The sequence below is a fragment of the Streptomyces sp. NPDC101160 genome (assembly GCF_044768205.1).
GTDB lineage: Bacteria > Actinomycetota > Actinomycetes > Streptomycetales > Streptomycetaceae > Streptomyces.
In genome coordinates this window covers 381,130-406,970 of the sequence record NZ_JBIWPJ010000009.1, presented here as the reverse complement: position 1 = coordinate 406,970, position 25,841 = coordinate 381,130, and the positions used below count along the sequence as shown (strand labels likewise).

Annotated in this window: 23 protein-coding genes and 1 riboswitch; of the genes, 17 read left to right on the top strand and 6 right to left on the bottom strand. The window is 71.4% G+C overall.

Going from position 1 to position 25,841, the window contains the following annotated elements; genetic code table 11:
- Positions 1–36: 36 nt before the first annotated feature.
- Positions 37–1,425, bottom strand: a complete 1,389-nt coding sequence (locus tag ACIRSU_RS29705) for a cysteine desulfurase/sulfurtransferase TusA family protein (protein WP_403798467.1) — start codon at positions 1,423–1,425, stop codon at positions 37–39.
- A gap of 382 nt (positions 1,426–1,807) precedes the next feature.
- On the opposite strand from ACIRSU_RS29705, the gene coxB reads away from it, so the two are divergent.
- The 4 genes from coxB to ACIRSU_RS29685 all read left to right on the top strand — a co-directional run bounded on the left by coxB (position 1,808) and on the right by ACIRSU_RS29685 (position 6,294).
- Positions 1,808–2,773, top strand: coding sequence for a cytochrome c oxidase subunit II (gene coxB, locus ACIRSU_RS29700; RefSeq protein WP_403798464.1), 966 nt, complete (start codon positions 1,808–1,810; stop codon positions 2,771–2,773).
- Positions 2,770–4,506 carry a cytochrome c oxidase subunit I gene (gene ctaD, locus ACIRSU_RS29695; RefSeq protein WP_403798461.1) on the top strand — a complete coding sequence of 579 codons (1,737 nt, stop codon included), beginning with the start codon at positions 2,770–2,772 and terminating at the stop codon, positions 4,504–4,506. The genes coxB and ctaD overlap by 4 nt, the downstream gene beginning before the upstream one ends.
- Positions 4,503–4,901: a cytochrome c oxidase subunit 4 gene (locus ACIRSU_RS29690; protein WP_389205377.1), complete on the top strand. Its 399-nt coding sequence runs from the start codon at positions 4,503–4,505 to the stop codon at positions 4,899–4,901. Before ctaD ends, ACIRSU_RS29690 begins: the two co-directional genes overlap by 4 nt.
- A 133-nt stretch (positions 4,902–5,034) precedes the next feature.
- On the top strand, positions 5,035–6,294 hold the full coding sequence (locus tag ACIRSU_RS29685) for an Ig-like domain-containing protein (protein ID WP_403798458.1): 1,260 nt from the start codon (positions 5,035–5,037) through the stop codon (positions 6,292–6,294).
- Positions 6,295–6,332: 38 nt separating this feature from the next.
- On the opposite strand, the gene ACIRSU_RS29680 is transcribed toward ACIRSU_RS29685, so the two are convergent.
- Positions 6,333–6,734 carry a hypothetical protein gene (locus ACIRSU_RS29680; protein ID WP_403798455.1) on the bottom strand — a complete coding sequence of 134 codons (402 nt, stop codon included), beginning with the start codon at positions 6,732–6,734 and terminating at the stop codon, positions 6,333–6,335.
- Positions 6,735–6,921: 187 nt separating this feature from the next.
- Here ACIRSU_RS29680 and ACIRSU_RS29675 point away from each other — a divergent pair, with 187 nt between their 5' ends.
- The 6 genes from ACIRSU_RS29675 to ACIRSU_RS29650 all read left to right on the top strand — a co-directional run bounded on the left by ACIRSU_RS29675 (position 6,922) and on the right by ACIRSU_RS29650 (position 14,105).
- Positions 6,922–7,542, top strand: a complete 621-nt coding sequence (locus ACIRSU_RS29675; protein ID WP_403798452.1) for a heme-copper oxidase subunit III — start codon at positions 6,922–6,924, stop codon at positions 7,540–7,542.
- 72 nt (positions 7,543–7,614) lie between these two features.
- Positions 7,615–8,424 (top strand): c-type cytochrome, encoded by an 810-nt coding sequence (locus tag ACIRSU_RS29670; protein WP_403798450.1) that lies wholly within the window; start codon positions 7,615–7,617, stop codon positions 8,422–8,424.
- Positions 8,421–9,473: a Rieske 2Fe-2S domain-containing protein gene (locus ACIRSU_RS29665; protein WP_403798447.1), complete on the top strand. Its 1,053-nt coding sequence runs from the start codon at positions 8,421–8,423 to the stop codon at positions 9,471–9,473. The genes ACIRSU_RS29670 and ACIRSU_RS29665 overlap by 4 nt, the downstream gene beginning before the upstream one ends.
- A complete protein-coding gene (locus tag ACIRSU_RS29660; RefSeq protein WP_403798444.1) occupies positions 9,470–11,095 on the top strand; it encodes a cytochrome bc complex cytochrome b subunit in 1,626 nt (541 codons plus the stop codon). The genes ACIRSU_RS29665 and ACIRSU_RS29660 overlap by 4 nt, the downstream gene beginning before the upstream one ends.
- Positions 11,096–11,235: 140 nt before the next feature.
- A complete protein-coding gene (gene trpD / locus ACIRSU_RS29655; RefSeq protein ID WP_403798442.1) occupies positions 11,236–12,300 on the top strand; it encodes an anthranilate phosphoribosyltransferase in 1,065 nt (354 codons plus the stop codon).
- 99 nt (positions 12,301–12,399) lie between these two features.
- Positions 12,400–12,516, top strand: a riboswitch (SAM riboswitch).
- 194 nt (positions 12,517–12,710) lie between these two features.
- The gene (locus tag ACIRSU_RS29650) at positions 12,711–14,105 is read left to right on the top strand and encodes an aminotransferase class V-fold PLP-dependent enzyme (protein ID WP_403798440.1); all 1,395 of its coding nucleotides are present in this window, start codon (positions 12,711–12,713) and stop codon (positions 14,103–14,105) included.
- Between the two features lie 95 nt (positions 14,106–14,200).
- Here ACIRSU_RS29650 and ACIRSU_RS29645 read toward each other — a convergent pair whose 3' ends face one another.
- A complete protein-coding gene (locus ACIRSU_RS29645; protein ID WP_403798437.1) occupies positions 14,201–14,482 on the bottom strand; it encodes an Lrp/AsnC family transcriptional regulator in 282 nt (93 codons plus the stop codon).
- Positions 14,483–14,536: 54 nt separating this feature from the next.
- Positions 14,537–15,265 (bottom strand): rhomboid family intramembrane serine protease, encoded by a 729-nt coding sequence (locus ACIRSU_RS29640; protein ID WP_403798434.1) that lies wholly within the window; start codon positions 15,263–15,265, stop codon positions 14,537–14,539.
- 176 nt (positions 15,266–15,441) lie between these two features.
- Between ACIRSU_RS29640 and ACIRSU_RS29635 the strand changes: the two genes are divergently transcribed.
- The 5 genes from ACIRSU_RS29635 to ACIRSU_RS29615 all read left to right on the top strand — a co-directional run bounded on the left by ACIRSU_RS29635 (position 15,442) and on the right by ACIRSU_RS29615 (position 20,904).
- Entirely contained in the window at positions 15,442–15,684 is a 243-nt protein-coding gene (locus ACIRSU_RS29635) for a hypothetical protein (protein WP_403798432.1), read from the top strand.
- 65 nt (positions 15,685–15,749) lie between these two features.
- Positions 15,750–17,123: an NYN domain-containing protein gene (locus ACIRSU_RS29630; protein ID WP_403798430.1), complete on the top strand. Its 1,374-nt coding sequence runs from the start codon at positions 15,750–15,752 to the stop codon at positions 17,121–17,123.
- Between the two features lie 255 nt (positions 17,124–17,378).
- Positions 17,379–18,407, top strand: coding sequence for an NlpC/P60 family protein (locus ACIRSU_RS29625; RefSeq protein WP_403798428.1), 1,029 nt, complete (start codon positions 17,379–17,381; stop codon positions 18,405–18,407).
- Positions 18,408–18,627: 220 nt separating this feature from the next.
- Entirely contained in the window at positions 18,628–19,650 is a 1,023-nt protein-coding gene (locus ACIRSU_RS29620) for an NlpC/P60 family protein (protein ID WP_403798425.1), read from the top strand.
- Between the two features lie 39 nt (positions 19,651–19,689).
- Complete coding sequence (locus tag ACIRSU_RS29615; protein ID WP_403798423.1) at positions 19,690–20,904, top strand: hypothetical protein; 1,215 nt, start codon at positions 19,690–19,692, stop codon at positions 20,902–20,904.
- Here the strand turns inward: ACIRSU_RS29615 and ACIRSU_RS29610 are convergent.
- The gene (locus ACIRSU_RS29610) at positions 20,901–21,440 is read right to left on the bottom strand and encodes a PadR family transcriptional regulator (RefSeq protein ID WP_403798615.1); all 540 of its coding nucleotides are present in this window, start codon (positions 21,438–21,440) and stop codon (positions 20,901–20,903) included. The genes ACIRSU_RS29615 and ACIRSU_RS29610 overlap by 4 nt on opposite strands.
- A gap of 113 nt (positions 21,441–21,553) precedes the next feature.
- Between ACIRSU_RS29610 and ACIRSU_RS29605 the strand changes: the two genes are divergently transcribed.
- Positions 21,554–23,122: an MATE family efflux transporter gene (locus ACIRSU_RS29605; protein ID WP_403798420.1), complete on the top strand. Its 1,569-nt coding sequence runs from the start codon at positions 21,554–21,556 to the stop codon at positions 23,120–23,122.
- On the opposite strand, the gene ACIRSU_RS29600 is transcribed toward ACIRSU_RS29605, so the two are convergent.
- A complete protein-coding gene (locus ACIRSU_RS29600; RefSeq protein WP_403798417.1) occupies positions 23,077–24,570 on the bottom strand; it encodes a glycosyltransferase 87 family protein in 1,494 nt (497 codons plus the stop codon). The genes ACIRSU_RS29605 and ACIRSU_RS29600 overlap by 46 nt on opposite strands.
- Positions 24,571–24,661: 91 nt before the next feature.
- Between ACIRSU_RS29600 and ACIRSU_RS29595 the strand changes: the two genes are divergently transcribed.
- The gene (locus tag ACIRSU_RS29595; protein WP_403798414.1) at positions 24,662–25,804 is read left to right on the top strand and encodes a glycosyltransferase family 4 protein; all 1,143 of its coding nucleotides are present in this window, start codon (positions 24,662–24,664) and stop codon (positions 25,802–25,804) included.
- Positions 25,805–25,841: the final 37 nt, after the last annotated feature.

Below are 25,841 nucleotides of genomic sequence, written 5' to 3'. Positions count from 1 at the left end.
CTCCCGCGCGTCCGGGGGCTCCCGCGCGTCCGCGGGCTACGACACGCGTCGCACCAGGTACGCCGTCCCGCCCTTCGGCCACGCCTCCTCGCCCACGTACTCCTGCCCCCGCATCTCGCACCACGCCGGGATGTCGAGGCGCGCCGCCTCGTCGTCCGAGAGGACCGTCACCGTGGCGCCGACCGGGACGTCGCCGATGACCTTGGCGAGTTCGATGACCGGGATCGGGCAGCGCCGGCCGAGGGCGTCGACCACGAGGGTGCCGGAGGTCTCCTCGGGCGGGGCGAACATCGCCGACGGGGCGCCGAGGCGGTCGCGTACGGAGGCCACCACGCCCGGGAGGACGGCGAGGAAGCGGTCCACGTCCTCCGTCGTCGTGCCGGCCGGCAGCGAGACCCGGACGTTGCCCTCGCTCAGCACCCCCATCGCGCGCAGCACATGGCTGGGCGTCAGCGTCGAACTCGTGCACGACGAACCGGACGAAACGGAGAAACCCTCCCGGTCGAGCTCGGCGAGCAGCGTCTCCCCGTCGACGTAGAGACAGGAGAAGGTGACGAGATGGGGGAGCCGCCGCAGCGGGTCGCCCACCACCTCCACGTCCGGCACCAGCTCCGGCACCCGCGTCCGGATCCGGTCCACCAGCGCCCGCAGCCGCGCCGACTCGGCGGCCGCCTCCGCCCGTACCGCCCGCAGCGAGGCCGCCGCCGCCACGATCGCCGGCAGGTTCTCGAAACCGGGCGCCCGCCCCGACTCCCGTTCGTCCGACGGGCCTTGAGGGGCGAACCGGACACCCTTGCGCACCGCGAGCAGCCCGACCCCGGCGGGCCCGCCCCACTTGTGCGCGCTCGCCGCGAGCAGCGACCAGCCCTCCGGCACCGGCCCCCAGCCGAGCGACTGCGCCGCGTCCACGAGGAGCGGCACCTCCGCCTCCCGGCAGGCCGCCGCGACCTCCGCCACCGGCTGCTCGGTGCCCACCTCGTGGTTGGCGGACTGCAGACAGGCAAGGGCGGTACGGGAGTCGAGCGCCTCCGCGAAGACCTCCGGGTCCACCGCGCCCGAGCGCCCCACCGGCACCTCGGCCACCGTCCCGCCCGCCGCCGCGTGCGCCTCGCCGGCGTGCAGCACGGAGGAGTGCTCGACCGCCGACACCACGAGCCGCTCCCCGGCCCGCCGGCGCCCCGCGAGCGCCCCGGCGACGCCCGCGTGAACCGCGCGTGTCCCCGAAGGAGTGAACACCAGCTCGTCGGGCCGGCAGCCGACCGCCTCCGCCGCGGCCTCCCGCGCCGCGTCGAGCAGCATCCGGGCCCGCCGCCCCTCCCGGTAGAGGCGGGCCGGATCGGCCCAGCCCTCGTCCAGGGCGGCGAGCAGCGCCTGACGGGCGACGGGGTGCAGCGGAGCCGCCGATGCGGCGTCGAAGTACGGCATCCCGCCACGCTATCCCCGCCGCCGGCCGCACGGTTCCCTGCCCGCCGCCCGTGCCGTTCCCGACCCGCCGCCCGTGCCCTTCCCCCTCCGCGCGACTCCCCTTCGGAAGCCCCGTCAGAAGCCCCGTCCGCACCGGCGACAGGGGCGGCACGCACGGCCGTTCGGCCCCCCGCGTCACGCCTCCAACGCGCCGGAGTCCACCCCTTCGGGGGCCCGGACGGCGCGTTGGGCACCCTCCCCGCGCGACCCCAAATAGCGTCCAGTAGGGTTTGGTCCGCATAAACATCCAAACCCCTGCCCGCGGCCGGGGCGGCGACCGACCAGCGAGACGGACGGCCGTGGCAGCCGACCTCGCGGGCCGAGACTCTCGGGAAGGCGCTACGTGAGTCCCAACGGCTCCGACCGCTCGTCGCGGCGCCCGATGCGGCGGAAGCTGCCGCAGGTGCTGACTGCGGGCCTGATCCTGGCGACAGCCACCGGCTGCTCGTACAACTGGAAAGACTTCCCCCGCCTTGGCATGCCCACCCCGGTGACGGAGGAGGCTCCCCGGATCCTCTCCCTCTGGCAGGGTTCCTGGGCCGCCGCGCTCGTCACCGGCATCCTGGTGTGGGGCCTGATCATCTGGGCCGCCATCTTCCACCGGCGCAGCCGCACCAAGGTCGAGGTACCTCCGCAGACCCGTTACAACATGCCCATCGAGGCGCTGTACACGGTCACGCCGCTCATCATCGTGTCGGTGCTCTTCTACTTCACCGCGCGCGACGAGTCCAAGCTCCTCGAGCTCACCCCGAAGCCGGCGCACACGGTCAACGTGGTCGGCTACCAGTGGAGCTGGGGCTTCAACTACGTCGAGGGCGTGCCCGGTGTGACCGGTGACGCCAAGACGGACAAGAACCTCGCGGCGATTCCGGACAAGTTCAAGGCCGACTTCCCGGCGAACGCGGGCGGCGTCTACGACGCCGGCATCCCCGGCACCCGGAACCCGCAGACCGGCAACCCGGGCCCGACCCTGTGGCTGCCGAAGGGCGAGAAGGTCCGGTTCGTCCTGACCTCGCGTGACGTCATCCACTCCTTCTGGGTGGTGCCCTTCCTGATGAAGCAGGACGTCATCCCCGGCCACACCAACTCCTTCGAGGTCACCCCGACCCAGGAGGGCACCTTCCTCGGCAAGTGCGCCGAGCTGTGCGGTGTCGACCACTCCCGGATGCTCTTCAACGTCAAGGTGGTCTCCCCGGAGCGCTACCAGGCGCACCTGAAGGAGCTCGCCGCGAAGGGGCAGACCGGCTACATCCCGTCCGGCATCGCGCAGACGGACCCGGCCCGGAACGCGGAGAAGAAGAAGCTGTGAGCATTCTCAACGAACCCCACGGGGCGGCCGCGGCTGAGGACTCGTACGAGAACGAGCTCCCGGTACGCCGCAAGCAGCCCGGCAACGTCGTGGTCAAGTGGCTCACCACCACCGACCACAAGACGATCGGCACGATGTACCTGCTGACGTCGTTCATGTTCTTCATCATCGGCGGCATCATGGCGCTCTTCATGCGCGCCGAGCTGGCCCGTCCGGGCACGCAGATCATGTCGAACGAGCAGTTCAACCAGGCGTTCACGATGCACGGCACGATCATGCTGCTGATGTTCGCGACGCCGCTGTTCGCCGGCTTCGCGAACTGGATCATGCCGCTGCAGATCGGCGCGCCCGACGTGGCGTTCCCGCGGCTGAACATGTTCGCCTACTGGCTGTACCTCTTCGGCTCGCTCATCGCCGTGGCCGGCTTCCTCACCCCGCAGGGTGCCGCCGACTTCGGCTGGTTCGCCTACTCCCCGCTGTCGGACGCCGTCCGCTCGCCGGGTGTCGGCGCCGACATGTGGATCATGGGTCTGGCCTTCTCCGGCTTCGGCACGATCCTCGGCTCGGTCAACTTCATCACCACGATCATCTGCATGCGCGCTCCGGGCATGACGATGTTCCGCATGCCGATCTTCACCTGGAACGTGCTGCTGACCGGTGTCCTGGTCCTGCTCGCCTTCCCGGTCCTGGCGGCCGCGCTGTTCGCCCTGGAGGCGGACCGCAAGTTCGGTGCCCACGTCTTCGACGCGGCCAACGGCGGAGCGTTGCTCTGGCAGCACCTCTTCTGGTTCTTCGGACACCCAGAGGTGTACATCATCGCCTTGCCCTTCTTCGGCATCATCTCCGAGGTCATCCCGGTCTTCAGCCGCAAGCCGATGTTCGGCTACATCGGTCTGGTGGCCGCGACCATCGCGATCGCCGGTCTGTCCGTGACCGTGTGGGCCCACCACATGTACGTCACCGGTGGCGTGCTCCTCCCGTTCTTCTCCTTCATGACGTTCCTCATCGCCGTTCCGACCGGCGTGAAGTTCTTCAACTGGATCGGAACGATGTGGAAGGGCTCGCTGTCCTTCGAGACCCCGATGCTCTGGGCCGTCGGCTTCCTGGTCACCTTCACCTTCGGTGGTCTGACCGGCGTCATCCTGGCCTCGCCCCCGATGGACTTCCACATCTCCGACTCGTACTTCGTGGTGGCGCACTTCCACTACGTCGTCTTCGGCACCGTCGTCTTCGCGATGTTCTCCGGCTTCCACTTCTGGTGGCCGAAGTTCACCGGCAAGATGCTGGACGAGCGCCTCGGCAAGATGACCTTCTGGACGCTGTTCGTGGGCTTCCACGGCACCTTCCTGGTGCAGCACTGGCTGGGCGCCGAGGGCATGCCGCGTCGTTACGCGGACTACCTCGACGCCGACGGCTTCACCACGCTGAACACGATCTCGACGATCTCGTCGTTCCTGCTCGGCCTGTCGATGCTGCCGTTCTTCTACAACGTCTGGAAGACCGCCAAGTACGGCAAGAAGATCGAGGTCGACGACCCGTGGGGCTACGGCCGTTCGCTCGAGTGGGCGACGTCCTGCCCGCCGCCGCGGCACAACTTCCTCACCCTGCCGCGGATCCGTTCCGAATCCCCGGCGTTCGACCTGCACCACCCTGAGATCGCGGCTCTCGACCAGCTCGAGAACAAGCCTCACGAGGTGGCGGCCCTCAGCGGCGGCAAGGAGGCCGGCAAGTGAAGATCCAGGGCAAGATGTTCATCTGGCTGAGCGTCTTCGTCCTCGCCATGGCGATCGTCTATGGCGTGTGGTCGAAGGAGCCGGTCGGTACGACGGCGCTGTTCCTGGCCTTCGGTCTGTGCATCATGATCGGCTACTACCTGGCCTTCACGGCCCGGCGGGTCGACGCCATGGCGCAGGACGACAAGGAGGCCGACGTCGCGGACGAGGCCGGCGAGGTGGGCTTCTTCGCCCCGCACAGCTGGCAGCCGCTCTCGCTGGCCATCGGCGGTGCGCTCGCGTTCCTCGCCATCGCGATGGGCTGGTGGCTGCTGTACTTCTCGGCTCCGCTGATCCTGGTCGGCATCTGGGGCTGGGTGTTCGAGTTCTACCGCGGTGAGAACCAGAACCAGTAGCAGGCCGCCGGCAGCGGCACCAGCAGTACCCGGTAACACCCGGAGGGGCCCGGTCACTTCACCCGAAGTGACCGGGCCCCTCGTTTGCTCCACTCGGCGCGCCGCGCGTGAGAATGGTTCTTAACGTGAGGGCATGAACGACACGCCGCGCATTCGGACTGTTCTGAGCTGCACCCTTCTGGCCCTCACCGTCACCGCCGGTGCCACCGCGTGTGCGGGCTCCGAGGACCATCCGCTGTCGGCGAGGCCCTACGACGCGTCCGACGAGATCGCCTTCAACGCGCCCGGCGACGGGAAGAAGGCGGACCCCGACAAACCCCTGGAGATCACCGCCAAGGGCGACGACGGGCGGATCACCGACGTCACCGCCACCGACGAGACCGGGCACCACCTGGCCGGAGAACTCACCGCGGACGGGCGGAAATGGCGCTCCACGGCCGCTCTCGCGGCCGGTGCCCGGTACACCGTCCAGGTGGCCACCGAGGACGAGGACGGCGCTCCAGGGGCCCGTACGTTCACGTTCGAGACAGCACCGGCCAAACGGGCCCTCACCGTCGCCTTCGGCCCCGAGGCGGGCACGTACGGGGTCGGGCAGCCGATCACGGCCGAGCTGAGCGTCCCGGTCAAGGACAAGGCGGCCCGCGCCGTCGTCGAACGGGCCCTCAAGGTCCGCTCCACGCCCGCCGTCGAGGGCGGCTGGTACTGGGTGGACGACAAGAACCTGCACTACCGCCCGAAGGAGTACTGGCCCACCGGCGCCGCCGTCACCGCCACCGGCAACCTCGACGGTCTGAAGATCGGCGACAAGCTCTACGGCGGCAAGTCCAAGCCGCTGAAGCTCACCATCGGCGACCGCCTGGAGGCGGTCGCGGACGCGAGCGAGCACTACATGACGGTGAAGAAGAACGGAGAAGTGATCAACACCATTCCGGTGACCACCGGAAAACCGGGCTTCTCCACCCGAAACGGCATCAAGGTGGTGCTCGGCAAGGAGTACTACGTCCGGATGCGGGGCACCAGCATCGGCATCTCGGAGGGCAGCTCCGACTCGTACGACCTGCCGGTGTACTACGCCACCCGGGTGACCTGGAGCGGCGAGTACGTGCACGCCGCCCCCTGGTCGGTGGGCTCGCAGGGCGTCGCCAACGTCAGCCACGGCTGCGTGGGCATGTCGACCGGCAACGCCGCCTGGTTCTACGAGAACGTGCGCCCCGGCGACATCGTCCGCGTCGTCAACAGCGAGGGCGAGATGATGGACACCTTCGGCAACGGCTTCGGCGACTGGAACATGCCCTGGGACAAGTGGCGCAAGGGCAGCGCCCTGGTGACGGGCGGCGGCTCGGACCCCGCCGCCACCGAGGACGCCAAGGCCCGGCTCAGGCCGTCTCTCTAGAGGCTCGGGTCACCGCCGGGCGCCGGCCCGGCAGGGCGTCACGCGTCCACGGACAGGCGTGAACGCAGCAGGGCCGCCAGCGACGCCGCGAACTCCACCGGTTCCACCGGATGGGTGATCGCGGCGTCCGCGCGGCTCCAGGTGGCCAGCCAGGCGTCCTGCGGACGGCCGATCAGCAGCAGGACGGGAGGGCAGTGGAAGACCTCGTCCTTGATCTGGCGGCACACGCCCATGCCACCGGCCGGCACCGCCTCACCGTCGAGCACGCACACGTCGATACCGCCCCGGTCCAGCTCCTCCAGGACCGCCGGCAGCGTCGCGCACTCGACGAACTCGACCGGGGGAACATCGGCGGCGGGCCTGCGGCCGGCCGCGAGGCGCACCTGCGCCCGGGTGTTCGCGTCGTCGCTGTAGACCAGGACCGTGGCGCTCGACTGCATCGTTCCTCCGTGAAGGTGGTCGGTCGTTGCGCGGATGCTACTCCGGTCCACACCCCGTCAACACCCGTTCAACACCTGTTCGAAGGGTGCCGGGGCCCCGTTCCGATGGGCCGTTCGGGCTGGACACGCGGCCCGGACACTCCGAACGGCACCCCCCGGAGTGAGGGCGGGATAAGCGACCGACATAATGTCGGTCGTGGCGACAGTAACGACAGTAGATACCGGGCACGCGCACCCGTCGGTCAATCGACCGAACCTCACCAGCGTCGGAACCATCATCTGGCTGAGTTCCGAGCTGATGTTCTTCGCGGCCCTCTTCGCGATGTACTTCACCCTGCGATCCGTGATGGGTCCGGACTTCTGGGCGGAAAAGGCCGATGCCTTGAACCTCCCGTTCTCCGCGACGAACACCACGATCCTGGTGCTCTCCTCCCTCACCTGCCAGCTCGGCGTCTTCGCCGCCGAGCGGGGCGACGTGAAGAAGCTCCGGACGTGGTTCATCATCACCTTCGTGATGGGCGCGATCTTCATCGGCGGCCAGGTCTTCGAGTACACCGAGCTGGTCAAGAAGGACGGCCTCTCGCTGTCCTCGGACCCGTACGGCACGGTGTTCTACCTGACCACCGGCTTCCACGGCCTGCACGTGACGGGCGGTCTCATCGCCTTCCTGCTGGTCCTCGGCCGGACGTACGCCGCCAAGAGGTTCACTCACGAGCAGGCAACCGCCGCCATCGTCGTGTCCTACTACTGGCACTTCGTCGATGTCGTCTGGATCGGCCTCTTCGCCACGATCTACTTGATCAAGTAATCGGTCTCCGCCTCCGGGCGGAGACACATCCAGCAAGCATCGACGCAGAAGATCCTGACACCGGGGTAATCCGTGAAAAAGCTCTCCGCACGACGACGCCATCCGCTGGCGGCGGTCGTCGTCCTACTTCTCGCGCTGGCGGCAACTGGGGGGCTGTACGCCGCGTTCGCGCCCGCGGGCACGGCCAAGGCCGACGAAACCGCCCAGTCCCTCGCCATCGAGGAGGGCAAGAAGCTCTACTCCGTCGGCTGCGCCAGCTGCCACGGAACCGGCGGTCAGGGCACCTCTGACGGCCCGTCCCTGGTCGGCGTGGGCTCGGCGGCGGTGGACTTCCAGGTCGGCACCGGCCGTATGCCCGCCCAGCAGCCGGGCGCCCAGGTCCCGAGGAAGAAGACGATCTACTCGCAGGCTGAGATCGACCAGCTTGCCGCGTACGTCGCCTCCCTCGGCGCCGGCCCGATCGCACCGAAGGAAAGCCAGTACAGCCCTGACGGTGCCGACATCGCCAAGGGTGGCGAGCTGTTCCGCACCAACTGCGCCCAGTGCCACAACTTCACCGGTGAGGGCGGCGCGCTGACCTACGGCAAGTACGCGCCCACCCTTGAGGGCGTGGACCCGAAGCACCTCTACGAGGCCATGCAGACCGGCCCGCAGAACATGCCCTCCTTCCCCGACACCACGATGCCGGAGAAGCAGAAGAAGGACATCATCGCCTACGTCCAGGCCGTCAACAGCGACAAGGCCGACAGCCCGGGTGGTCTCAAGCTGGGTGGCCTCGGCCCCGTCAGCGAGGGTCTGTTCGCGTGGATCTTCGGTCTGGGCGCGCTGATCGCAGTTGCCATCTGGGTCGCGGCCCACACCGCTAAGGCCAAGAAGTCATGAGTACCCAAGAGAATCCAGAAGAGAACCTGCCGACCGTGCAGGACACCGCGCACGGCGCGGTGAAGGTCGCCGACGACCCGTTCGCCGACCCGGGCCTTCCGCCCCACAAGCCGCGCATCCAGGACATCGACGAGCGGGCCGCCCGCCGGTCCGAGCGTGCGGTCGCCTTCATGTTCACGCTGTCGATGCTGGCCACGATCGGCTTCATCGCCTCGTACGTGATCTTCCCCGTGGACGCGATCGTGTACATCTGGCCGTTCGGCCGGGTGTCCTCGCTCAACTTCGCCCTGGGTCTGACCCTCGGTGCGGCGCTGTTCTTCATCGGCGCGGGCGCGGTCCACTGGGCCCGCACCCTGATGTCCGACGTCGAGATCGCCGACGAGCGTCACCCGATGGCGGCGGAGCCCGAGGTCAAGGCGAAGGTCATGGCGGACTTCGCGGCCGGTGCCGCCGAGTCCGGCTTCGGCCGCCGCAAGCTGATCCGCAACACGCTCTTCGGGGCGCTCGCGATGGTTCCGCTGTCCGGCATCGTCCTGCTGCGTGACATGGGTCCGCTGCCCGAGGAGAAGCTCCGCAGCACGCTGTGGGCCAAGGGCAAGCAGCTCATCAACATGAACACGCACGAGCCGCTGCGTCCCGAGGACGTCGCGGTGGGTTCGCTGACCTTCGCGATGCCCGAGGGCCTCTCGGAGCACGACGAGCACTTCCAGACCGAGATCGCCAAGGCCGCCCTGATGATCATCCGGATCCAGCCGGACGACATCAAGGACAAGCGCGAGCTCGAGTGGTCGCACGAGGGCATCGTCGCCTTCTCGAAGATCTGCACCCACGTCGGCTGCCCGATCTCGCTGTACGAGCAGCAGACGCACCACGTGCTCTGCCCGTGCCACCAGTCCACCTTCGACCTGTCCGACGGCGCCCGCGTCATCTTCGGCCCGGCCGGCCACGCCCTGCCGCAGCTGCGGATCGGCGTGAACGACAAGGGTTACCTCGAGGCGCTCGGCGACTTCGAAGAGCCCGTCGGTCCTGCCTTCTGGGAGCGCGGATGAGCACCGTGACCAACACGCGTAAGCAGGCGCCCCGCGGTGAGCGGATCGCCGACTGGGCCGACGGACGCCTGGGGATCTACACGCTGGCCAAGGCCAACATGCGGAAGATCTTCCCGGACCACTGGTCCTTCATGCTGGGTGAGGTCTGCCTCTACAGCTTCCTCATCATCATCCTGACCGGCGTCTACCTGACGATGTTCTTCCACCCGTCTATGAACGAGGTGGAGTACATGGGACCGTACGTCCCGCTGCAGGGTCAGCTGATGTCCGAGGCGTTCAACTCGACCATGCACATCTCCTTCGAGGTGCGCGGTGGTCTGCTCATCCGGCAGATCCACCACTGGGCGGCGCTGATCTTCCTCGCCGGCATGTTCGTGCACATGATGCGCGTCTTCTTCACCGGCGCGTTCCGCAAGCCGCGTGAGATCAACTGGCTGTTCGGCTTCCTGCTGTTCTTCCTGGGCATGTTCACCGGCTTCACCGGTTACTCGCTCCCGGACGACCTGCTCTCCGGCACCGGTGTCCGCTTCATGCAGGGCGCGATCCTGTCCGTGCCGATCATCGGCACGTACCTGTCGATGTTCCTGTTCGGCGGCGAGTTCCCCGGCGGCGACTTCGTCGCCCGGTTCTACTCGGCGCACGTGCTGCTGCTCCCGGGCATCATGCTCGGCCTGGTGGTCGCGCACCTGATCCTGGTGTTCGTCCACAAGCACACCCAGTTCGAGGGCCCCGGCCGCACGAACAAGAACGTCGTCGGCATGCCGCTGCTGCCGGTCTACATGGCGAAGGCCGGAGGCTTCTTCTTCCTGGTCTTCGGTGTGATCGCGGTCGTCGCGGCCATCGCCTCGATCAACCCGATCTGGGCCATCGGCCCGTACCGCCCGGACCAGGTGTCCACCGGCGCCCAGCCCGACTGGTACATGGGCTTCGCCGAGGGTCTGATCCGTGTCATGCCGGGCTGGGAGATCAACCTGTGGGGCCACACGCTGGTCCTCGGCGTGATGATCCCGCTGGCGATCTTCCCGCTGGTCCTCGCGGCCATCGCGGTGTACCCGTTCATCGAGTCCTGGATCACCGGCGACAAGCGCGAGCACCACATCGCGCAGCGCCCGCGCAACGCTCCGACGCGCACCGCCTTCGGTGTCGCCTGGATCACCGCGTACATGATCATGCTGGTGGGTGGTGGAAACGACCTCTGGGCGACCCACTTCCACCTGTCGCTGAACTCGATCACCTGGTTCGTGCGGATCTTCTTCTTCGCCGGCCCGGTCATCGCGTTCATCGTCACCAAGCGGATCTGCCTCGGCCTGCAGCGCCGCGACAAGGACAAGGTGCTGCACGGCCGCGAGTCCGGCATCATCAAGCGCCTGCCGCACGGTGAGTTCGTCGAGGTCCACCAGCCGCTCAGCCAGGGCCAGCGCTACAAGCTCACGGCGCACGAGCAGTACGCGCCGGCCGAGCTGCCCCCGGCCGTGGACGAGAACGGTGTCGAGCGCAAGATCGGCCGCATGGAGAAGCTCCGGGTCAAGCTGAACCGGGGTTACTACGGCGGCGACAGCCAGGTCGCCAAGCCCACCGTCGAGGAGTACCGGGAGATCGAGAGCGGCCACGGCCACCACTGATCACCCCTGACCTCCTGACCCAGGTCGCCACGGCGAGAGCCCCGTCCATTCGATGGACGGGGCTCTTTGCCGTTGCCGGAGATCGATAGGGTGGGGTCATCACGCCATCGCGTGCCATACGTCGTAGACCAGGAGCTGTCATGAGCGCTGTGAACCCCGCTGGAGGCGACACCGCGGCGGGCCGCTCCTGGCCCGCCCTGCTGAACGGACTGCTCGAAGGCCGCGACCTGTCCGCCGACGACACCGCCTGGGCGATGGACCTGATCATGCGCGGCGAGGCGACCGACGTGCAGATCGCCGGCTTCATGGTGGCGCTGCGGGCCAAGGGCGAGACGGTCGAGGAGATCACCGGCCTCGTCCGGACCATGTACGAGCACGCCAACGTCATCGAGGTGCCCGGCCCGGCCGTGGACATCGTCGGCACCGGCGGCGACGGCGCCAAGACGGTGAACATCTCCACCATGGCCTCCATCGTGGTGGCCGGCACCGGCGTGAAGGTCGTCAAGCACGGCAACCGCGCCGCGTCCTCCGCCTCCGGCTCCTCCGACGTCCTGGAGAAGCTCGGCATCAACCTCGACATCCCCCCGCGCCGGGTCGCCGAGGTCGCCGAGGAGGCCGGCATCACCATCTGCTTCGCGGTGAGGTTCCACCCCTCGCTGCGGTACGTGGCCACGGCCCGCGGCCAGCTCGGCATCCGGACCACCTTCAACGTGCTCGGTCCGCTGACCAACCCGGCCAAGGTGCGGGCCCAGGCCGTCGGCGTCGCCGACCCGCGGATGGCGCCGATCGTGGCCGGAGTTCTCGCCGAGCGCGGCAACTCCGCCCTGGTGTTCCGCGGCGACGACGGCCTCGACGAGCTCACCACCACCGGCACCTCACGGGTGTGGGTGGTCAGGGACGGCGCCGTGCGCGAGGAGCGCTTCGACCCGCGCGACGTCGGCATCCAGCCGGTGACCCTGGACGCGCTGCGCGGCGGCGACCCGTCGTACAACGCCGACGTCGCCCGGCGGCTGCTCGCCGGCGAGACCGGGCCGGTGCGCGACGCGGTGCTGCTCAACGCGGCGGCGGCGCTCACCGCCCTGGAGCCGGGCGAGGGCACCCTGGCGGAGCAACTGGCCGCGGGCATCGCGAAGGCCGCCGAGTCCGTCGACTCCGGCGCCGCCCGGCGGGCCCTGGAACGGTGGATCGCCGCCAGCAACGCCTGACGCCTCTGGCGGAGGCATATGAACGGACTGTTGCGACCCCGTCCCGGATGCCGGGACGGGGTTGCGGCGTCGTGATCGTCTGGCATAGGTTTTTCGACAGGTCATGAGTGACAGCCACAAAGCCCCGGCTGGCTGTCCGGCAACCCTCCGTCCGTGGCGGGGTGCCCCGGGTGAAGACCAGGCCGCACGAGCAGAAGCCTGCGGCAAGCGCGGACCCCTGCGCACCACCCTGGGGTCCTTGGTCCTCTAGGGAGCGGTGTCTCGTGAGCAAGCGAATGCGTTAGGGCCCTCGGCCCCTCACCGAAATCAACACCCGTCCGCGGCAATCCCTTTTCGCGCCCTCCGCGCGCTGCCGCCTCACGGGCACTCGTACGCCTTTTCGCGCCCCTTTCATGCCGGGAGACACCGTTATGTCCGCACGCCCGAACGCCGTCGCCACCGCCGATTCCGCCGCCACCGAGTCCGACCCCTGCTGCGACGCCCCGCTGCCGGTCCTCGGCCGCGACGTCACCGTTCCGCTCGTGACCGGCGGTGAGGTCACCTACGCGGCGCTCGACTACGCCGCCAGCGCCCCGGCCCTCCAGCGCGTGTGGGACGACGTCGCCGCCTACGCCCCGTACTACGGCAGCGTCCACCGCGGCGCCGGCTACCTCTCCCAGCTCTCCACCGACCTTTTCGAGAACAGCCGCGCCACCGTCGCCGAGTTCCTCGACTGCCGCGAGGGCGACCAGGTCGTCTTCACCCGCTCCACCACCGACTCGCTCAACCTGCTCGCCCAGGTCGTCCCCGCCGACTGCCAGGTCTTCGTCTTCGAGACCGAGCACCACGCCTCGCTCCTCCCGTGGCGCGATGCTCAGGTGACCTACCTCAACGCGCCGCGCACCCCGCGGGAGGCCGTCGAGACCCTGGAGCGCGCGCTCGCCGACCGTGAGCCCCACGGCCCCGCGCTGGTCTGCGTGACCGGCGCCTCCAACGTCACCGGCGAGCTGTGGCCGGTGCGCGAACTCGCCGCCGCCGCGCACGCGCACGGCGCGCGGATCGTCCTCGACGCCGCCCAGCTGGCGCCCCACCACCCCGTCTCCGTACGGGAGTTGGACGTCGACTGGGTCGCGTTCTCCGGGCACAAGCTGTACGCCCCGTTCGGCTCCGGCGTGCTCGCCGGCCGCGCCGACTGGCTGCAGGACGCCGAGCCCTACCTCGCGGGCGGCGGCGCCTCCCGCAAGGTGGCCCGCCGGGCCGACGGTGGTGTGGACGTGGAGTGGCACACCACCGCGGCCCGGCACGAGGCCGGTTCGCCCAACGTCATCGGCGTCTACTCCATCGCCTCCGCCTGCAAGGCGCTCACCGAGGCCGGCTTCGACCGGCTCGTCGCCCGCGAGCGGCACCTCATCGCCAAGGTCAGGGAGGGCCTCGCCGACGTCCCCGAGGTGCGGGTGCTCTCCCTCTTCGGCGACGACGCCGACCGCGTCGGTGTCATCTCCTTCGTCGTCCAGGGCTGGAACAGCTCCCACTTCGCCGCCGCGCTCTCCGCCGAGTACGGCATCGGCGTCCGCGACGGCCTGTTCTGCGCCCACCCGCTGGTGCGCACCCTGCTCGGCAGCGACCCGCAGGACCCGGGCGAGTGCGGCGCCCCGGAGGCGGCGCCGGGGGAGAGGTCGCTCAACGCGATCCGGGTGAGCTTCGGCGCGGGCACGCCCGACGAGCACGTGGAGCGGTTCGTCGGCGCGGTGAAGGAGCTGGTCCGCGACGGCGCCCAGTGGAAGTACCGCACCGAGGACGGCCGCTGCGTCCCGGACCGCGGCTGATCAGTCGCTCGAACGGGTGAAGCCGGCCTCCCGCGGGGGAGAGGCCGGCTTCACCGCTGTGCGGACGTCCGTGCGGACGTCTCTACGACTCGTCTCTACGACTCCAGGCCGATGGCGAAGGCCGCGTCCAGGTCGTGCTGCGAGTAGGCGCGGAAGGCGACGTGCGTGTCGGTGCCCTCGACGCCCGGGATCTTGGAGATCTGGCCGGGGATGACATCGGCCAGGTCGTCGTGGCGGCCCACCCGGACCATGGCGATCAGGTCGTACGTTCCGGTCACCGAGAAGACCTCGCTGACGCAGTCGATCGCGGCGATCTCCTCGGCGATCTCGGGGATGCGGTCCACGCTGGTCTTGATGAGCACGATCGCGGTGATCACGGCTGGCTTTCTCCCTCGGTGGCCGCGGCTGGTGGCTTCACTCTAGCCCGCCCGTCACCCACCACCACCCTTCCAGCGAATCGCTTCGCGAGCCCCTCCCTTTCGCCGATATCGCGCCCACGCGTAGAGGAAGCCGAGCGCGAAGCCGATCACATGCGCCAGATACGCCACCCCCGGCCCCGCCCCCGCCGAGCGCGCCGCCAGCCACTGGAGCACGAACCAGAAGATCAGCACGATCCAGGCCGGGAAGCGCAGCGGCAGGAAGAAGAGGAACGGGAACAGGCTGGTCACCCGGGACCGCGGGAAGAGATAGAGGAACGCCCCGAGCACCCCTGAGATCGCCCCCGACGCCCCGACCAGCGTCTGCTCGCTGTCCGCGTGCGCGACCGCGTACCCGAGCAGCGCCAGATATCCGCAGCCCAGATAGAACAGGCCGTACTCGGCCGCGCCCATCCGCTCCTCGGCCATCGCCCCGAACACGTACAGGAACAGCATGTTCCCGAGCAGATGCAGCCAGCTGCCGTGCACGAAGAGCGCGGTCAGCGGGGTGAGCAGGGCGCTCGGCCGGCCGGCGGTGAGCTCGGCCGGGACCACTCCCCAGCGCTGGAAGTACGCGCCCTGCGCCGCGAGCAGGGTGTCGCCCGTGCCGTAGGCGGGGCTCAGGCCCGCCACCGGGCTCACCGCGAAGAGCAGCACGCAGGCGGCGATGATTCCGTACGTCACGGTCGGCCCGCTGCGGGCACCCCGCCACGCACCGAGGGCCGCGCCCCGCCAGTCGATCATGGACAGATCATGGCGTACCGGTGCCCACCTGGACAGAGTGCCTCGCCGTGACACGGGGTACCCGGGAGGCCGTAGGGTTACGGGCAGTACCCCCGCAGTCCGACGGCGCACCGCGGGCCCGTAATGCCTCGTATAAAGCCTCACACTGAGCCTCGTACGGAAAGAGGACGGCAACGATGACGACGGTTCCCCTGCCGACCGCCGAGACCCGCTGGCGCTGCACCCTGTGCGGCAATCTGACCCGCTTCGACGTGACGCGCTCGTCCAAGGTCGTCGAATACGTCCATCTGGACCTCGCCGGAGAGCCGACGGTCGAGGAGCGCGAGGTGGTCAGTGAGACCATCGAGTCGGTCCGCTGCCGGTGGTGCAACGCGGTGGACCAGATCGAACTGGTGGACAGGCCGGGCGCCGCTTCCTGAGAAGCGGCCCGGCGAGGGCTTCGGAGCCCCGGCGAGGGCGACGGACAGGGAGAGGGTGACGGATCGTGGAGCAGCCCGCGCGCGGTGATGAACCGGCGGGCGGCGGCCCGGCAGGCGAGGCTGCCGCCGAGGCGCTCGACCGACCGCTGCCCGAGGCCGTACGGCGCAAGGTCGTCGCGCTCGTCGCCGACGCCTTCGGCGGCCTGACCGTCGCCGAGCTGCCCGCCCCGCTGCGCCAGTACGCCCGCTTCACCGCCTCCCGGCGGGCCAAGTTCGCCGGGAACGCGATGGCCGCCGCCCTGGAGAGCGATCCGCTGTTCCGGCAGCGGATCGGCGAGCGCTTCAAGGAGGCCCACCCCGAACTCGCCGGCGCCGTCGAGTCCGGCGCCCCGCCCGCCGCCGCCGACCCGGTCGACGTGGCCGCGGCCGCCTATGTGCTGCGCCCGGCCGGCTGGGGCAAGCTCGTCGCCGCCGCCGGCGAGGAGGCCGAGCGCGCCGACGCCGAGCGCGCCGACGAACTGAGCCGGCGCGAGCTGGAGCGACTGCGCGAGGAGGTCGTGGCCGCCAAGGAGCGGGCCAGGTCCGAGACCGAGCAGCTGCGGCACGACCTGGAGGCCGCCCGGAAGGAAGCGGAATCGCTTCACCGCAAGCTGCGCAGCGCCCAGAGCGACGTCAAGCGCGGCGAGGCGGCGCTGCGCCGGGTGCAGGCCGAGATCGACGCCGCCCGCACCGAGGCCGCCGCCCGGGTGTCCGCCGCCGAGAGCGAGACCCGGCGGCTCAAGGCCCGGCTCGGCGAGGTCGAGGCCGCCCTGGAGGCGAGCCGGCGGGCCGCCCGCGAGGGGCGCTCGGTGGAGGACATGCGGCTGCGGCTGCTTCTGGACACGGTGCTGGACGCCGCCCAGGGTCTGCGCCGCGAACTCGCCCTGCCTCCGGTGTCGATGCATCCGGCGGACACCGTGGACGCGGTGGAGCCCGGCCGGATGTCGCCGAAGGACATCGCGGCCCGCGCGCTGTCCGAGACCGATCCGGCGCTCCTGGACCAGCTGCTCGAACTGCCGCAGGCGCACCTGGTGGTGGACGGCTACAACGTCACCAAGACCGGCTATCCGACGATGCCGCTGGAGAAGCAGCGGCTGCGGCTGCTCGGCGGTCTGTCCGCGCTCGCGGCCCGCTCGGGCGCCGAGATCACCTGTGTCTTCGACGGTGCGGAGCTGGCCGCGCCGGTGCTGCTCGCGCCGCCGCGCGGGGTGCGGGTGCTGTTCTCCAAGCCCGGCGTGACGGCGGACGAGTTGATCCGCCAGCTGGTCAGGGCGGAGCCGCCGGGCCGTCCGGTGGTCGTGGTGTCCACCGACCGCGAGGTGGCCGACGGGGTCGCCAAGTCCGGTGCGCGGCCGGTCGCGTCCGCCTTGTTGCTGAAGCGGCTTTCGCGTCTCTCGTAACGCCTTGCCCGGTCTGCCTGTTGCGTCCGTTTTCTGGTCCGCGCAGGGTCAACTGACCATTACTGCCCGTGCGGTGTCGGTAAATAAGTTGTGGCGTGAGGCAGTTTTTGACCCTTGGGATTTGAACTGATCACAAGATGGTCACTAGGGTCGGGGCTCGAACCTACGCGCGGTCGATCATCCATCGGGGATGTCAGCGTCGGTACCGCCTGCCTTGACCGGTCGGGCGGCTCGAGGAAGAAGGAGCTCGCCCGAGTGGCGTCCCACCGTCGTCCCAAGCAGCCGAGCCGCACCCGCGTGACCGTGCTCACCGCGACCGCCGCCGCGGCCGTCGCGCTCTCCGCCCAGTCCGGCGCCCAGGCGGCCCCGAAGCCGAAGATCGACGAGGTCAAGGCCAAGGTCCACACCCTCAACGAAGAGGCCGAGGTCGCCACCGAGCAGTACAACCAGGCCAACGAGCGCCGGGAGACGCTGCAGAAGGAGATCAGCGCCCTCCAGGACAAGGTGGCCCGCGGCCAGCAGGAGCTCAACACCCTGCGCGGTCAGATCGGTTCGGTCGCCACGGCGCAGTACCGCTCCGGCGGCATCGACCCGGCGCTCCAGCTCTTCCTCTCCGCCGACCCGGACACCTACCTCGACAAGGCGTCCGCGATCGACCAGATCGGCGCCAAGCAGGCCGACGTGCTGGCCACCATCCAGGCCAAGCAGCGCACCCTCGCCCAGGAGCGGGCCGAGGCGGCAGGCAAGCTCGCCGACCTCGAGGACGTCCGCAAGACCCTCGGCGAGAAGAAGCAGAAGTTCCAGGGCAAGCTCGCCGAGGCGCGCAAGCTCCTCAACACCCTGACCGCCGCCGAGCGCGCCAAGATGCAGGAGGACGAGCAGCGCGCCAGCCGCTCCGCCGGCGACCGCGTCAACCTGGGCAACGAGGTGCCGGCCTCGCAGCGCGGCGCCGCCGCCCTCAACGCCGCCGCCACGCAGCTCGGCAAGCCGTACGTCTCCGGCGCCGAGGGCCCCAACTCGTACGACTGCTCCGGCCTCACCATGTGGTCCTACCGCCAGGCCGGCGTCGGCATCAGCCGCACCACCTACACCCAGCAGAACGACGGCGTGAAGATCGGCCGCAGCCAGCTCCGGCCGGGCGACCTGGTCTTCTTCAACAACCTGGCGCACGTGGGCCTCTACGCCGGCAACAACACCGTCCTGCACGCCCCGCACTCCGGCGCGGTGGTCCGCTACGAGTCGATGGACACCATCGGCAGCTTCATGTTCGGCGTGCGCATCTGACGCACCGCCCCGGGCGGACTCCGCCCCGGTGACACACCCCTCCGAACGGGTGGTTTGCCGAAACCCTGACTGACGCGACGCCCCGCTGGTGACCTGTGGTCTCCGGCGGGGCGTCACTTTGCGTGCCCGACACCTTCGTTGGACGCAGGTTGATCACCGGCTACTGTCTGGCGCCTGCCAGTCCGCCGAGCAGTCCGCCGAGCCGAACGGAGCGCGATCCGTGGCGTCCCACCGACGACCCGCCAGGGTCACCGTCATCACCGCAGCCGCGGCCACCGCGGCCACGGCCCTCGGTGCCGTCCCCGCGCACGCCGACCCGGGCGGCCCGCTGCCGCAGACCACCCGCGCCACCCGGGCCACCGTCGACCGGCTCTTCGAGGAGGCCGAGCAGGCCACCGAGGGCTACAACCGGGCCGACGAGAAGGCCGACCAGCTGCGCCGCACGGTCTCCCAGGCGCAGGACCGGCTCGCCCGCGGCCAGGAGCGGATCAACCGGATGCGCGGCGCGCTCGGTTCGGTGGCCGGCGCCCAGTACCGCTCCGGCGGCATCGACCCGGCCCTCGCCCTGCTGCTCTCCGCCGACCCGGAGAACTACCTGGAGCGGGCCTCCGTGCTCGACCGGGTCACCGTTCGGCAGGGCGCCGCCCTCGACGAACTCCGCGGCGAACTGCGGAAACTGGCGCAGGAGCGCACCGAGGCCGGCCGGGCCCTCGCCGAACTGGAGCGCAGCCGCGCCGACGTGGCCCGCCACAAGCGCACCGTCGAACGCAAGCTCGCCGAGGCCCGCCGGGTGCTCGCCTCGCTCACCCCGGACGAGCGGGCCGGCTTCGACCGGGCCTCGCGCTCCGGCCGGGCCGCCCTCGACGAGGAGCTGCCGCCGCTCGCCGACCTCGGCCCCTCGCGCGCCGCCGCCGCGGTGATCGCCGCGCGCAGCGCCATCGGCAAGCCGTACGTGTGGGGCGCCGCCGGGCCGTCCGCCTTCGACTGCTCGGGCCTGATGGTCTGGTCGTACCGCCAGGCCGGCATCGCACTGCCCCGCACCTCCCAGGCGCAGCGCAACGCGGGCCGGCACATCCCGCTCTCCCAGGCCCAGCCCGGCGACCTCGTCACCTACCGCAGCGACGCCAGCCACGTGGCCATCTACGCCGGCAACGGCCAGGTCATCCACGCCCCCTACCCGGGCGCCAGGGTCCGCTACGACCCGGTGAACATGATGTCCCACGTGACGGTGACCCGGGTCTGAGCCCCGGACGGCTTGCCCTCTCCCCGTACGATCGAGGGCGTGGCAGGTCAGGGGAGGAGAGCGGCGCGCGGCGCGGGTGCATGGCTGCTCGGTGCCCTGCTCCTCGTGGCCGGGTGCACCGCCCCCGGGCCCACCGGGCCGCCCCGCGGCGAGATCCAGAAGCTGCTCGACCGGCACGCCGAGGCGCTGCTCGACCGCGACGAGTCCGGCTATCTCGCGGACCTCGACCCCGCCCTCGTGCCCGCCGCGCGCACCGAGTTCGAGCGGGTCGGGAAGATCCCGCTGGGCGGCTGGAGCTATCGCGTCACCCGCGTCGAACCGGCCGGCACCGGCAGGGCCACCGCGCGGGCCGAGCTGGGCTACCGCATCAAGGGCTACGACTCCGGGCCCGCGACCAGCGAGCGGATCGTGGACCTCACCGAGCGGCGCGGCCGCTGGTACGTCACCGGTGACCGCCCCGCCGACGGCGCCCCGCAGCAGCTCTGGCAGCAGGGCGAGGTGACGGCGGTGACCGGCCGCCGCAGCCTCGTCCTCGGGGTGGGGCAGCGCAGGGAGCGCCTGGCGGAGATCGCCGACGCGGCCGACCGGGCGGTGCCCGCCGTCGGCGACGCCTGGCCCTCGCCCTGGGCCGGCCGGATCGTGGTCCTCGTCCCCGCCTCGCTGGACGCCATGGGCCGGCTGCTCGGCGCGCCCGCGGCCTCGTACCGGGGCATCGCGGCCGTCACCACCGGCGAGATCGGCGGCGGCCCCAAGGCGCCCGCGGACCGGGTCATCGTCAACCCGGACGCGTATGCCGTCCTCGGCGGCTTCGGCAAGGGCTTCGTGCTGACCCACGAGACCACCCATGTCGCCACCCGCACCCAGACCACCGCGGCCACCCCGCTCTGGCTCTCCGAGGGCTTCGCCGACTGGGTCGCCTACCGCGGCACCGGTCGCACCGCCGTCCAGGCCGCCCCCGAACTCGCCCGCGCGGTGCGCGCCGGCACGACGCCGGCGACACTGCCGGACGACAAGGCGTTCGCCTTCGGCGGCGACGCGGAGGCGATGGCCCGCGCCTACGAGGGCGGCTGGCTGGCCTGCGCGATGATCGCCGACCGGTGGGGCGAGGCGAGGCTGACCGCGTTCTACCGGGCGGTCGGCGCGCATCCGCAGCGCGAGGGCGCGGTGGAGAAGGCGCTGGGCGACGTCCTGGACACGACGCCGGAGGAGTTCACGGCGCGGTGGCGGGCGTATCTGGCAGAGCGGCTCGGCTAACGCTCGGCGCTCTTCCGGTCCAGCTCGGCCAGGGTCTCGGCGAGCCACGCCTTCTCCTCCGTGCCCGTCGCCCGGGCGATCCGCAGCATCCCGCGCCGGAACGGGTCGGGCTCGTCCTCGGCGCGGACCGGCGCCCCGCCCTCGTAGAAGAAGCTGGCCGGGGCGTCGAGGAACGCCTGGCGGCGGCGGAGCACGGCGGCCTGCTCGGCCGGGTCGGGGAGCAGGCCCAGGAAGGCGAGCAGGGTGAAGAAGCGCTGGCCGTCGGTGATCTCGGCGTCCCTGGGTGAGCGCAGCCGGGCGAGCAGCTCGGCCCGGCCGTCCGGGGTGAGCGAGAGCGTCCGGCGCTGGGCCGCGCCGCTGCCCGGCTCCGTACGGCTGTCGACCAGGCCGTTCTTCACCAGGCGGGTGATGGCCGGATAGAGCGCGCCGTCGCTGACCGGGCGGACGTGGCCGCTCAGGCCGTGGATGCGCTCCTTGAGCTCGTAGCCGTGCAGCGGCCGCTCGTAGAGGAAGCCGAGGATCGACAGCTCCAGCACCGTGTTCTGCTCCTTCGTGCTCGACTTCGCGCTTGTCGGGGACCCGAACGGCATGCTACCTCTTTTCGCTGTACCTCGAATCGAGGTACAGCGAAAAGAGGGGGAGCGCGTTCATGAACCACCGCCGTACGCTCGTCCGGCTCGCCGGACCCGTCTACCTCGAACTCCTCGCCGGAGTCGCCGCCGGGATCATCAACATGGTCTGGGTCGCCCGGCTCGGCGGGGACGCCGTCGCCGCCGTCGCCGTGGCCACCAACGTCGAGAACCTGCTCCTCGGCGTCGTCCTCATGGCCGCCTCCGGCACCACCGTCCTCGTCGCCCGAGCCCGCGGCGCCGACGATCCGGGCGCCCTGCGCACCGCCGTACGCGGCGGCGCCGCACTCGGCGCGCTGCTCGTCCCGCCCGTCGCCGTCGGCGGCTGGCTGCTGCGCGACCCGCTCGCCGCACTGCTGCTCGGCGGCGCCGACCACCCGGCGCACGCCCTCGCCACCGCCTACTTCGCGATCTCGCTCCCCGGCATGGCGGTCTTCTTCGCCACCACCGTCCTCGACGGCGTCCTCAAGGGCACCGGCGACACCCGCACCCCGATGCGGCTCGCCTTCCTCGCCAACGGCCTGATCCTGCTCCTCGACCCGCTGCTCGTGCACGGGTACGGCGTCGAGGGCGCCGCCGTCTCCACGGTCATCGGCCGCACGGCAGCCCTGGCCGCCGGTCTCGTCGCGCTGCGCCGCAACGCCCTGCTGAAGGCCGCACGTGCGGCCCGCCCGTCCGCCGCGCCGCGCGGCACCGCGCCCCTGAAGGCGGCCCCCGAGGCCCGCCCGGCTGCCGCGCTGCGCCGTACCGCGCTCCCCAGGTCCGCGGGCTCCGCCCGCCGGGGCGGCACGCTGCGCGGCACCGCGCTCGTCAAGGCTGTCCGTGCGGCTCGCACGGCTGCTGCGCTGCGCCGTACCGCGCTCCCGAGGTCCGCGGGCTCCGCCCGCCCGGGCGGCGGTACGGTCGCCGCGCTGCGGCGTACCGCCGCCCTCGGACTGCCCATGTCCGTCGACTTCGTCGTCCGGATGGGCGGCGCGCTTGCCCTCGTGTCGGTCATCGCCCGCCTCGGCGTCACCGAGATCGCCGCCTACGGCATCGCCACCAAGGCCATGTACGTCGCCACCATGGCCTTCTACGCCGTCCGCCAGGCCGCCTCCATCCACACCGCCCATCTGCTCGGCGCCGGGCACGACGAGCGCGGGCCCGTCGGCCGGCAGGCCCTCGTGCTCGGCGGGGTGCTCGGCGCGGGCGCGGCCGGGTTGCTGCTCCTCGGTGCCGGGCCGGTGATGCGCGGCTTCGGCGCCGAGCCCGCGGTCGCCGCCGCAGGCGCCCTGTTCCTGCGCTGCCTCGGGCCGTATCTGCTGCTCATGGCCGGGTTCATCGCCCTGGCCGGGGTCTTCGAGGGCAGCGGCGACTCACCTCGGCTCGCGCGGATCACCGTCGTCGGCGTGCTGCTGCAGCTGCCGCTCGCGTACGTGCTGTCCGGGCCGCTCGGCCTCGGCCTCGCCGGGATCTGCCTGGCCATGGCGCTGGCGATGGCCGCCCAGTGCACCGCCCTCGGGCTGCTGCGCCGCCGGACGCACCGCCCGGCGGCGGCCGCCGGTCAGCGGGCGGAGGCGGAGACCCGGCTCCTGTCGGGCTCGGTCTGACGATCGCGGTCGGTGTGGCCGTTGCCGTTGCCGTCGCCGGCGCCGGCAACGGCACCGCCGGTCCGGCGGTCGCGGTCCGGCTGCGCCGGGATCCGCACCCGAGCCGCCGCCGCCAGCCGCGGCTCGGTGACCGTCTGCCGCCACAGGATCCGGCATGCCGACAGGGAAGCCGCGACGAGCAGACCGTTGCGCAGGAGCAGCAGCGCGATGCCCAGCAGGTCGCTGTGCGAGACGTGCGAGAACCACACCGGGAACTCGAACTGGGTCACCGCCGTCGCCCACAGCACCAGATGGGCGGGCCGGCGCATCCGGCTCGCCCGGTACACCAGGCACACCGCCGCGAGCCCCACCAGCCAGATCATGTACTGCGGGCTGATCACCCGGCTCGTCGTCACGAACAGCAGCACCGCCGTGAAGGCCGCGTCCGCCACCGTCGTCGACGTGCGGTGGCGGGCCCGCAGCCGCCACACGAGCAGCCAGGCGAAGGCGGCGCCGGTCAGCACCATGGCCGCCGCCGACACCACGTGCACACCCGGGCCCAGGAACTCGATCGAGCCGTAGTTCATCCGGGCCTCGCCCGGCCAGCCGAAGTTCCGGGCCACATGGAAGACCAGCGCGCCCAGCGACTCGACCTCCGTGCCCCGGTCCCGCTGGAAGCCCAGGAACGCGAGGGCGCCCGGCGCCGCGAGCACGCACAGCGTCACCACCCCGGCCGCCGCTCCGACGGCCGTCGCCCACGAACGGGCCGTGGCCCGGCCCCGCGGGCAGCCCGTGAGCAGCAGCACCGGCCACACCTTGAGCGTCGCGCCGAACCCGGCGAGCGCGCCGAGCACCGCCGGGCTGCGCACCGCCGCGAGCAGGCCCGCCACCGCGACGGCGGTCACCATCAGGTCGTAACGGGAGTACGCGGTCGGCCCGAGCAGCGGCACTGCGGCCAGCCACAGCCAGGCGCCGCGCATCGAACGGCCCGGGCGCCGGCCGGCGTACACGAGGAGACCGAAGACGAAGGCGTCGCAGAGCAGCGCGAGCACGAAGAAGGCGGCCGAGTAGCCGAGGAAGGGCAGGAGCGCGGGGGAGAGGATCGCGAGGGCGGCGGCCGGCGGGTACTGCCAGGTCACGTCGTCGAGGGGGTACGTGCCGGTCCGCAGGATCTCGTACCAGCCCTGGTAGATCTGCTCGACGTCGCTGGTGACGTCGGGGCCGGGTATGACGACGATCCGGAAGACGGTGAGGAGTATCAGAAGACGGGTGAGGCCCCAGTAGAAGAGGGGCTTGCGTATGCCGCCGGTGCTGCTGCTGCTGCCGTCGGCGCCGACGGCGCCGGCTGTGATGCCCGAGGTCGTGCCCGTGGCCGCGTCCGTAGCCGCAGCCGTGCCCGTCGCCGTACCCGCAGCCGTGCCCGTCGCCGTGACTGTGCGCGTGGCCGTACGCGCTCCGCCGCCCGTCATCCTGTCCTCGTCCTGTCCTGTCGGTCCGCCTGCTCCGGGCGGAGGGTGGTGGTGCCGGGCTCGGGGTGCGATCGCGGTACTGTCGGCCACGATGCACAAGACCCTGATCGTAACCAACGACTTTCCGCCGCGCCCCGGCGGAATCCAGGCATTCCTGCACAACATGGCGCTGCGTCTCGATCCGGAACAGATCGTGGTCTACGCCTCCACGTGGAAGCGCAGCCGCGAGGGGATCGAGGCGACCGCCGCGTTCGACGCGGACCAGCCTTTCACGGTGATCCGTGACCGCACCACCATGCTGCTGCCGACACCCCGGGTCACCGCACGGGCCACGGCGCTGCTGCGCGAGCACGGCTGCGAGTCGGTCTGGTTCGGCGCGGCCGCCCCGCTCGGCCTGATGGCGCCGGCGCTGCGGCGCGCGGGCGCGAAGCGGCTCGTCGTCACGACGCACGGGCACGAGGCGGGCTGGGCGCAGCTGCCGGCGGCCCGGCAGCTGCTGCGGCGCATCGGCGAGGGCACGGACACCCTCACGTACCTCGGCGAGTACACGCGCTCCCGGATCGGCGCCGCGCTGACACCGGCCGCGGCGGCGCGGATGACACAGCTGCCGCCGGGCGTCGACGAGAAGACCTTCCACCCCGACTCCGGCGGCGCCGAGGTGCGCGAACGGCTCGGCCTCAGCGACCGCCCGGTGGTCGTGTGCGTGTCGCGGCTCGTGCCGCGCAAGGGCCAGGACACGCTGATCCTCGCCATGCCGGAGATCCTGCGCCGGGTGCCGGACGCGGTCCTGCTGATCGTCGGCGGCGGTCCGTACGAGAAGGACCTGCGCGCCCTCGCGGCCCGCACCGGCGTCGCCGCCTCCGTCCGCTTCACCGGCGCCGTCCCGTGGTCCGAACTCCCCGCGCACTACGGCGCCGGCGACGTCTTCGCCATGCCCTGCCGCACCCGCCGCGGCGGCCTCGACGTCGAGGGCCTCGGCATCGTCTACCTCGAGGCCTCCGCCACCGGCCTCCCCGTCGTCGCCGGCGACTCCGGCGGCGCCCCCGACGCCGTCCTCGACGGCGAGACCGGCTGGGTCGTCCGCGGCGGAGTCCCCGAGGAGACCGCCGACCGCGTCGCCACCCTCCTCCTCGACCCCGAGCTGCGCGCCCGCATGGGCGAACGCGGCCGCCGCTGGGTGGAGGAGCGCTGGCGCTGGGACCTGCTGGCGGAGCGCCTGCGCGAGCTCCTGTAGGGGCGGGCACCGGACGCGCGGCGCTCTGCCGGGTCCC